This is a genomic window from Bacillus sp. EKM420B (assembly GCF_011065565.1).
In the GTDB taxonomy this organism is placed as follows: domain Bacteria; phylum Bacillota; class Bacilli; order Bacillales; family Bacillaceae; genus Bacillus; species Bacillus velezensis.
Window position 1 is genome coordinate 1 of the sequence record NZ_JAAMNX010000013.1, and the last position, 10,221, is coordinate 10,221.

2 protein-coding genes are annotated in these 10,221 nt (G+C 49.5%); both read right to left on the minus strand.

Annotated elements, in window-relative coordinates; all coding sequences use genetic code 11:
* Positions 1-5,630, minus strand: a 5,630-nt coding sequence (locus tag G9F48_RS19235) for a non-ribosomal peptide synthetase (RefSeq protein ID WP_165409975.1), incomplete at its 3' end; no start/stop codon positions are given.
* Between the two features lie 25 nt (positions 5,631-5,655).
* A partial coding sequence (locus G9F48_RS19240) for a non-ribosomal peptide synthetase (RefSeq protein WP_238785902.1) occupies positions 5,656-10,221 on the minus strand: 4,566 nt, incomplete at its 5' end.

Consider the following 10,221-nt stretch of genomic DNA (forward strand, 5'->3'; position numbering starts at 1 on the left):
CCCGTCTGATACATGCGTTCTCCCGGGTAAAACGGATCATCGAGAAAGCGCTCCTCCGTCAGCTCAGGCCGGTTCAGGTAGCCCCGGGCCACCCCTGTCCCCGCGATATACAGCTCTCCGATACAGCCCGGCGGCAGAAGCTGTCTCTTTTGATTTAAAATATACAGCCGCATGTTATGTCCGGAAATGCCGATCGGAACATTGTGAAATTCCTTTCCTTGCGGCAAATCAAAGTACGCCGCTTCTACCGTCGCTTCCGTCGGACCGTAGGAATTTGTCAATTCCGTTCCCGGCAGAAGGTCATAAAAACGGGAAACCAAGTGCGGGCCCAATTGTTCGCCGCCGGCAAAAACCCTTTTCAAGCAGGTCTTTTTGATCGGCTGTTTTCTGGAATTTATATATTCCAAGAAAGCATGAAGCATGGATGGCACAAAATGAGCTGCCGTTATGCGGTTTTTCTCCAATGCGTTCAGTATCATTTCAGGGTCTTTCTCGCCGCCTTGCGGAAGGAGAAAAACAGAAGCTCCCGCGATCGGCCACCAAAACAGCTCCCAAATCGAAGCATCGAAAGAGTATGATGTTTTATGCAAAATGGTGTCGGAATCATTTAATCCATACCGCGTTTGCAGCGAGTATAAAAAGTTTACGGCTGACTGATGTTCAACCTGCACGCCTTTTGGGCGTCCCGTAGAACCGGATGTATAGATGATATAAGCCAATGAATCAGGTTTTACCGGAACATTGGGGTTGGCCGCAGCTTCCGGGTTTCCTGTTTGCCCGCTTTTCAGAGAGATCGTTTCTCCCTCAAAAAGATCTGGTGCGAAAAGTTCTGGTTCTGCCAGTAAGAATTTCACGCCGCTGTCTTTCAGTAAAAAGCGAATCCGCTCTTCCGGATAATCCGGATCAATCGGCAGATATGCACCGCCTGCTTTTAAGACAGCGTAAATGCCGATCAGCATGCCAGGAGAACGCCGGCCCATAATGGCAGTTTTATCCTCCAGCCTTATTCCCCGCTTGATCAGCCGGTGCGCAAGCTCATTCGCTCTTTCGTTCAGCTCCTGATACGTAATCGAAAAGTCATCAGTTAAAATCGCCGGACGGTCCGGCGTTTTTTCCGCCTGTTGTTCCAGCAGATCATGAAGAGACTGATGAAGCGGAAACGCTGTTTTCTGCAAGGGGCTGAATTCTTGAAGCAGAGACACTTCTTCTTTTTCTGACAAAACAGAAATATCGTCTAATTCCAAACCCGGATCAGCTGCGGCGTTTTCGGCAAGTGTCGTGAAAAATTCCGCCCATTTTCGAATCGTTTTTCTCTCAAACAAATCGGTGCTGTATTCAAACTGGCAGTACAATTCACCGGCGTTTTCGGAGATGTACAGCGATAAGTCAAATTTAGAAATCGGCAGGCTGACGTCTGCCGGCTGCAGTTCAAGTCCGGCTGCCCTAAGCTTCTGCTGTTCCATATTTTGCAGCGCAAATGTTGTGTCAAACAGCGGATTTCGGGACATGTCCCGCGGCACACCGAGCTTATCGACGAGCTCTTCTAACGGGTAATCCTGATGTTCGTAAGCCTCAAGCGCTGTTTGGCGAATTTCCTTTAAATATTCTTTGAACGTCATGCTTCCGTCGGGACGCGTCCTGAAAGCGAGCGTATTGACAAACATGCCCAGAACGGCGTCAAGGTCGGCATGAGGCCTTCCTGCAATCGGAGACCCGACAATCATATCTTCCTGTCCGCTTAAACGGGCTAACAGAACCGTGTACACACCGAGCAGCGTCATAAAAAGTGTGCATTTGTTTTCTTTCGCCAGCTTTTTCAACTGTGCTGTATGTTTTTCGCTGATGACAAATGACACCCGGTCACCGGAAAAGCTCCGCACCGGGGGACGCGGCTTATCAGCCGGCAATTCAAGCACGGGAATCTCCCCGGCAAGCCGGTTCAGCCAGTACTCCTCTTGTTTCCGATATGCGGCGCCCGCCATAAATGATTGCTGCCAGACGGCATAATCTTTGTATTGAATCCGTAACGGCGGCAGACTTCTCTCAGCATACAGCTCACTGAATTCACGTATCAAAAGATTGACGGATACGCCGTCTGAAATAATATGATGCATGTCAGCTAAAAGCAGATGCCGGTCTTTTTCTATTTGGACAAATCCCGCCCGGAAAAGGGGCGCTTTGCCGAGATCGAACGGCCGGATAAACGCTTCGGCTGATTGTTCTTTTGTAAATGCAAACGGCACTTCGTCATGAATCCTCTGCACAGGCCGGCCGTTTTTTTCTTCAAAGGACGTTCTGAGCGGTTCATGCCGCCGGATCAGCTCCTTGAACACGGCTTCCATCCTGTCTCGGTCAAACGGCCCCTTCACCTCTAAAACGGCTGGAATGTTATAGCTGACACCGCCATTTTCAAGCTGGTGAAGGACATACATCCGTTTTTGAGCGGATGAGACAGGATAAGTTTCTTTTGTTTCTGTCTTTTCTATGGATGCGAACGGATTCTCTTCTGCTTCACCGATGATTTTGGCGAGTTCTTCTACAGTCGGATAGCTGAAGACATCACTCAGCGGGATTTGCACGCTGCACTCTTTAGCTATTTTTGCAACGAGTGCCGTCGCCTTTAATGAATGGCCGCCAAGCTCGAAAAAGTGATCGTGAACGCCGATCGGGCCGGTTTGAAGCACTTCTTCCCATATGCGGGTAAGCTTCAGTTCGGTCACATTCCGGGGAGCTGTATATCGACGGCCCGCTGCGTACGCCGAAGCTTCCGGAAGGGCCCGCTGATCGACTTTGCCGTTCGCAGTGAGCGGAATCGCGTCAACGAAAGCCCATTTGACCGGAATCATATAGTCAGGCAGCTCTTTGGCCAAATCACTTCGCAGCTGAGAAGGATCAGTCGCTTGTGAGACGCTACAGTAGGCGCATAATTCATTTTCGCCCGACTCATTCGTTTGAATCAGCACGGCAGCTTCTTTCACGGCATGATGATTTGCCAGGACGGTTTCAATTTCCTTCGGTTCAATCCGGTACCCTCTGATCTTCACTTGATCATCTGTCCGGCCGATGTATTCAATTTGGCCGTCCGCACGCATTCTTGCCAAATCTCCGGTACGGTACATGACGGCGCCCTTTCTGAACGGATCCGGCAAAAATTTCTCTTCGGTCAGCGCCGGATTGTTCACATAGCCTCTTCCTGTATTCGCTCCGGAAATATACAATTCTCCCGCAATTCCAAGAGGCTGATGCTGTCTGTTTTTGCTGAGAATATACATCTTGTTATGATGGATCGGTTTCCCGATCGGCGGATGTTCAGGTATGTCATCTCCCGCAGAAATCGTATACGTTGAAACCACATGGGTTTCTGACGGGCCGTAATGATTATGCAAATGCATACCGTGTAAACGGAGCGTCTGCCTGAACAACCGCGAGACGGTCAGCTGCTCTCCGGCCGTAATGACATGCTTCACACAGCGGGGAAAAGACTGTGCATAATCGTCTTCATTGAAAAGCATCTTGACAAACGCAGTCGGGAAAAACACCACTTCCGTTTTGTGCTGATCGATAAACGAATACAGCTGAGAAACATCCCGTTTGATTGATTCGGGCACGATACAAAGGGTGCCGCCGCTCAAGAGTACTGAAAATAACTCCTGATAGCAGACGTCAAACGCCAAAGATGCGTACTGCAGCACATTTGTGCAAAAATCAATGTCTGTGTTCGTCAATTGGTCAGAAAGAAGGTTGGCCATATTTTTATGTTCGAGCAGCACGCCCTTCGGTTTCCCTGTCGTACCGGATGTATAAATCATATAAAGGAGGTCGTCCGCCGTATTAATGGATTGCACATTGCTTCCGTCCGCTTCCGTCCCGGCCTCTTCTATATATGTAACCTGCAGCGTTTGTTCCGCGGGGAGTGACTGATGCCGCTCTGTTACAACATGGATGCAGCCGCTGTTTTCAATAACATATCGGATACGCTCCTTTGGACTGCCGGGATCTATCGGGACAAACGCGCCGCCCGCTTTTAAAATACCGAGAACGGCCGCCGCTAAAGAAGGGGAACGGCCGAGCATGACGCCTACCGGCTCCTCCCGCTTTAATCCGCGTTTTTGCAGAAGGCGGGCCAGCTTATTAGCCGATTCGTTCAGCTCTTTGTACGTCACTGACTCGCCTTCATACTTGATCGCGATTTGATCCGGCGTTTGTGCGGCTTGCCGTTCAAACATCGCATGAATTGTGTCATATTCAGGCTTTTCGGTTTCTTCAGAAATTGGAGCAAGCAGCTGCTCTTTTTCCTCAGGAGTTATGATTACAAGGTTATCCGGCGTAATATCAGGTTTATCGAGAATCTGGGAAACGATATGTGTCAAATGACCTTTGATATTTTCGATAAATTGGCGGTCATACACGCTTGAATCGTATCTCATTTTCAAATGAATCTCGTCACCCGGCGCCACCATAAGATAAAAACTGTAATTGGTTTCGTCTTCCATGCTGAAATCATGGATGTGAAAAAGGTCTTTCGTTTCCCCGTTGCTGTTCAGCACATCGAGCTCCTGTTCAACCGGATAATTCTCAAAGACGAGAATATGGTCAATTAAGCCTTGTTTTACCTGTGAATTCGCCTGTATATCATAAAGCGGATGATAGCTGTATGCCTGTCCTTTCAAAGCGTCCTTTTGCACGTTTTTGATCAGCTTTTGAAACGGGATGTCCGCCCCGCTGATCCGGACAGGCACGGTATTAATGAACAGGCCGATCATTCGCTCGATGCCTTCGATTTCAGACGGCCTTCCGGAAATTACAGAACCAAAAACCGCATCTTCTGTCTGGTTATACGCCTGAAGCAAAATGCCCCAGAGCGTGTGGAAAATGGTGCTCAGCGTGACCTCTTCTTTCACGGCCAGATCTTTCAGCTTAGCCGTGTCCTCTTTTGAAAAGGAAAACGTCACTTCCTCTTGTCTGCTTTCGCCGGCTTTTTTCTGCTTCGGCAGAACAGTCTGCTGCTCAAAGCCTTCAAGGTATCGCTCCCAGTACGAAGCGGCTTTTTCTTTATCTTGCTCCATCAGCCACTTGATGTAGGTCCCGTACGGCACAGCAGGCTCAAGCGTTAACGGTGTCCGGCGGAGGCGCGAGGCGTATATCTGGAAGAACTCTTTCAGCACGATCCCGAGACACCAGCCATCCATAATAATGTGATGAAAACTCCATATGCACGTATATTCACATTCTCCGGTTTGAAGCAGCGTCACCCGCATCAGCATGTCTTTTTGCAGGTGAAATCCTTTCTTACGGTCTCTTCGTTTGGCTTCTTCAATATGCTTGATTTGATCAGCCTTGTTTAAATTGGTGAGATTTTCCTCAATGATGCTGACGTTCCGCTCTTTTAATACGACCTGCTGCGGCACTGACACGTTCTGGCTGATAAAGATCGTTCTGAAAATATCATGTCTTTCGAAAAGGGCATGAACGCTCTCTTCAAACACGCGGGTGTCAACCTTCCCTGTTATTGAAAAGGAGGCCTGCTCGGCGTAAGCCTGTGATTCCTTTTGCAGGAGGGAATGAAAAAGCATTCCTTCCTGCATATAAGACAGCGGATAAATATCCTGAATTGCATTCTTTTTTGTCATGTTATAATCTCCCCGTCGCCTTTTTCTACAGTTCCTCGACAAAACTCGCTATGCTGTCCAAATCATCAGATGTTAACGTTTTGCTGCTAAAATCACTAACGGTTTTTTCTGCTTCCTCTTTGCCTGTGCAGTGCGCCATAATATCACGCAAATATTGCTGTAAAGTTTGCAGCAGCTGTTCCATCGTTTCTTTGCGGAAGCGGCTCGGCGGATAGCTCAAACTGAAGTGCAGTTTATGTTGTGCAGCCATCGCGCTCATTTCCACCGCTTGTTCCCGCTGCCATGTCGGCGTGATGTCGTGCCCGCTCGCAAGACCGGATAAACTGAATGTGTGCTGATCTTCTGTATCATTGAATTGCCCTAAATAGTTAAAGCTGATTTCAGGCGCTTGTCTGAAGCGGATTGTTTTTTGTTCAGATGGTGTCATGTATTTTAAAATGCCGTAGCCTATTCCTTTATCCGGTATTCTTCCGAGTGTGTCTTTGACCGTTTTTACAGCCGTTCCAAGCTCAGCGCCTGCTGTGTTCAAGTCAATGAGCACCGGGTACATGGAGGTAAACCAGCCTACGGTGCGGCTGATGTCGAGCTCCGGCATGATGTGCTCTCTCCCGTGCCCTTCCATCGCGATGCGCAGTCTGCCGCCCCCTGTCCAGTCCCGTAAAGCCAAAGCTGCGGCAGTCAGAAGAATATCTTGCGTATCGGTATGGTAGGCCCGGTTGACCTGCTGAAGCAAAACGGACGTTTCTTCTTCTGTAAGCGTAAAGCTTACCGTTTGCCGAACGCTGTCGGCTCCCGTCTGATACTGCGGTTTTTCATAAGGAAGTTCGGCGGCTGTTTCTTCTTCAATAAAACGCCAATATTCTTCTTCACGCATCAGCTTGCTGCTTTTTGCGTATTCTGAAAGCCTTACGGCGTATTGCTTAAACGAATCGGTCTTTGGCGGAAGCTGGACCGGCTGACCTTTTACGGCATGAGTGTAAGCGGCAGATAAATCCTCCAGCAGAATACGCCACGACACTCCGTCAACCGACAGGTGATGTACGGTGATGAATAAATAATCCCCTGACCGGGTTTTGAACCAGCCGGCTTTTAATAACGGCCCTTTTTCAATATCCATCCGCTGTTGGAGCGCAGTAACTTCATCTTCTATTTCTCTTTCCCAAGTATCTGTCTCAGACAGATCCCAAATGTCCAAGCTGTACAGTTCATCTTTTTGAATACCGTGATTGATTTGTCTGATACTTTCGTTTTCTGAACTGACGGTGATCCGGAGTGCATCATGATGAATGACAAGATGCTCCAAAGCTTGTTTGAGCGGCTGTTTATGCAATGCGTCAGAGCTGAACATCATGACGGACTGATTGAAATGATTTCTGTTTTCCATCCGCTGTGATAAAAACCAGTGCTGAACGGGTGTCCAAGGTATGTCTCCTTCCACCGGCCGCTGATCGATGACTCTTTCCGCTTTCCGGATAAGAGGCGCGAGTTCCTTAATGGACGGATGCCGGAATAAGTCACTTGCCGTCATTTTCCACCCATAGCGTCCGAGCCGTGCGGCAACTTGCAGCGCTTTGATTGAATCGCCGCCCAACTCAAAAAATGAGTCCTCAATCCCGACTTGTTTTGTGCCGAGCACTTCCTGCCAGATCACGGAAAGCTGTTCTTCAAGCTCATTGCGGGGAGCTGTGTACACGGTTTGAAGCGCGAGCTCCGGTTCGGGCAGATTTTTCCGATCCAATTTACCGTTCGGCGTAAGCGGCAGCTTCTCAAGTTCCATCATATAGGCCGGAACCATGTAATTCGGCAGTTGCTTAGAAAGTGAAGAACGCACTTTTTCTGTATCCATGTCCGCCTGCAGACTCATATATGCGATCAGTTCTTTATTGCCGGACTGCCCGGTTCTGACTGACACGGCAGCTTCTTTCACGCCGTCCAGGCTCCTCAGTGCGGTTTCAACCTCTCCCAGCTCGACCCGATAACCGCGGATTTTCACTTGATCATCCATCCGTCCGGCATATTCAATCGTTCCGTCCGGCAGCCAGCGGGCTAAATCTCCGGTGCGGTACATCCGTTCTCCGGGAACAAAAGGGTTAGGGACAAATTTTTCTTCCGTCAGCTCAGGGCGGCCGAAATATCCTCTTGCCACACCGTCTCCGCCTGTGCATAATTCGCCGATGACGCCGATCGGCTGCGGTGTTCCCCTGCTGTTTATGATATATGCGGTTGAATTTCCGACAGGGCGGCCGATCGGGATTGAATGATCGTATGATTGTTCAATCAAAAAGCAAGTCGAGAACGTCGTGTTTTCAGTCGGTCCGTATCCATTCCATACTGAGAGATGCGGCAGCGCATTCCGAACCCGGTTTACATGGCTCGGGGACAGTGCTTCCCCGCCGATAATCAATCGGGATAATCCGGAAAACACGTGTTCATTTTGTTCTGATAGATGATTGAACAAAGACGATGTCAGCCACAGTGTCGTAATGCCGTTTTGCTGTATAAATGTGTCCAGAACATCAGAGTCGAGATAGGTTTCCTGGTCACTTACATATAAAGAAGCGCCGTTTAAAAGCGAACCGAATATTTCAAATGTCGTTACATCAAATCCTAATGATGAAGTAAACAACAGTCTGTCTTCCGGCGTAAAATCAATATAATTGCTGTTTTTCACAAGGCGGATCACGCTTCGCTGTTCAATCATGACGCCTTTTGGCGCACCTGTTGACCCGGACGTATAAATCATGTAGGCCAACGATTCAGGTCCGCCGAGCGGTTCGGGATTTTCCGAACTCAAGCCGGCCTTTGTTTGAATATCCTCTATGAATAAACGTTTTCCTGAAAGCGGCAGACCGTCAAGTTTATCAGATTGGAGAAGAATATCAGCTTTACAGTCTTTAAGCATCCATTCAGCCCGTTCCCGAGGCACATCGTCACCGATAGGCAAGTAGGCGCCTCCCGCTTTTAATATTCCGAGGATTCCGGAAGCAAGCTCTGTTGTGCGGCCGGTTAATAAGGCGACAACACTTTCCGGACCGACACCATTTGATCGGAGAGCCGCCGCTATTCTGTTAGCCCGTTCGTTCAGCTCACGGTATGTCAAGATTTGTCCATCATATACAACTGCCCGGGCATCGGGGGTTTCTTCAGCCTGCCGCTCAAATAAACGGCTGATGGTTTCGTGTCTTGGGTAATCGCTTTTCGTCTGATTAAACTGATAAATGACGCGATTTGTTTCAGCATCATCCAGTACGTGAATGTCACCAAGCGGTATTGTTTGGTCTTCAATTACTTTTGTAAGAATTCGGGTAAAGTAAGAAAGCCATTTTTCGATTGTCTGTTTTTGATAGATATCTGTATTGAATTCAAAATCAAAGCTGATTGAACCGTCAGACCCTTCTGACGCGTAAAGCGTGGCATCAAACTTTGCGGTTTTATGACTTGTATCCGCAGCTTGAGTCAAATGCAGCTCATTTAAATTCAGGGATTCACGCTCCATATTTTGGAGCACAAACATCACGTCAAACAGCGGATTGCGGCTTGTGTCCCGCTGCACGCCGAGCCGTTCCACCAGCTCTTCAAACGGGTAGTCCTGATGCTCATACGCCTCAAGCGCCGCCTGGCGGACTTCCGACAAATAATCGGTAAACCGTTTGTCTCCTTTCGGCTCCGTTCTGATGGCAAGCGTGTTGACGAACATGCCGAGAATCGGTTCAAGGTCTTTGTGCGGACGCCCGGCAATCGGCGAGCCGACGATGATGTCTTCCTGCCCGCTCAATCTCGCGAGTAACGTATTGTACGCGGCGAGAAGAACCATATACAAAGTGGAGCCGTGATCCCGGGCGATGCGGTGAAGGCCGGATGCCGTTTCAGCGTCAAGCGTGCACGATACGCTGCCGCCCGCAAAGCTTCTGACAGCCGGGCGGGGCTTGTCAGCCGGAAGCTCAAGCACCGGAAGCTCTCCTTCGAGCCGTTTCAGCCAATACGCTTCCTGCTTCTGATACCCTTCTTTCTGCTGAAACGACCGCTGCCAGACAGCATAGTCTTTATATTGAAGGCGCATCGGCGCAAGCGAACGGCCTGCGTACAGCTCGCCGAATTCTTTTATCAAGGTGTTGACGGAAACGCCGTCAGAAATAATATGATGCATATCCGTTAATAAAAGATGGTGTTCTTCCGATTCTTTCACGAGGGCCGCACGGAAGAGCGGCGCTTCCTCCAGACAAAACGGCCGGACGAATGCGTCAGCTGACTCGGCCTCATCGAGCTGAAACCGTACGCTGTCATGGATGCGCTGCACCGGTTCGCCGTCAGGCCCCGTTTCAAAGGACGTTCTGAGCGACTCGTGCCGCTCAACAAGCTGCCGGAACGTCTCCTCCAGCCGGCCGCGGTCAAGCGGACCCGTCAGTTCCAGCACAGCCGGCATATTGTAGCCGACACCGCCGTCTTCAAGCTGTTGGAGCACATACATCCGTTTCTGCGCCGAAGACACCGGGTAGGTGTCCTGTTTTTTCGCAGGCTGAATCGCTTCATACGGGCTCTCTTCCAAGTCCTGAATAACCGAAGCGAGCTCTTCCACCGTCGGCCGGGCGAA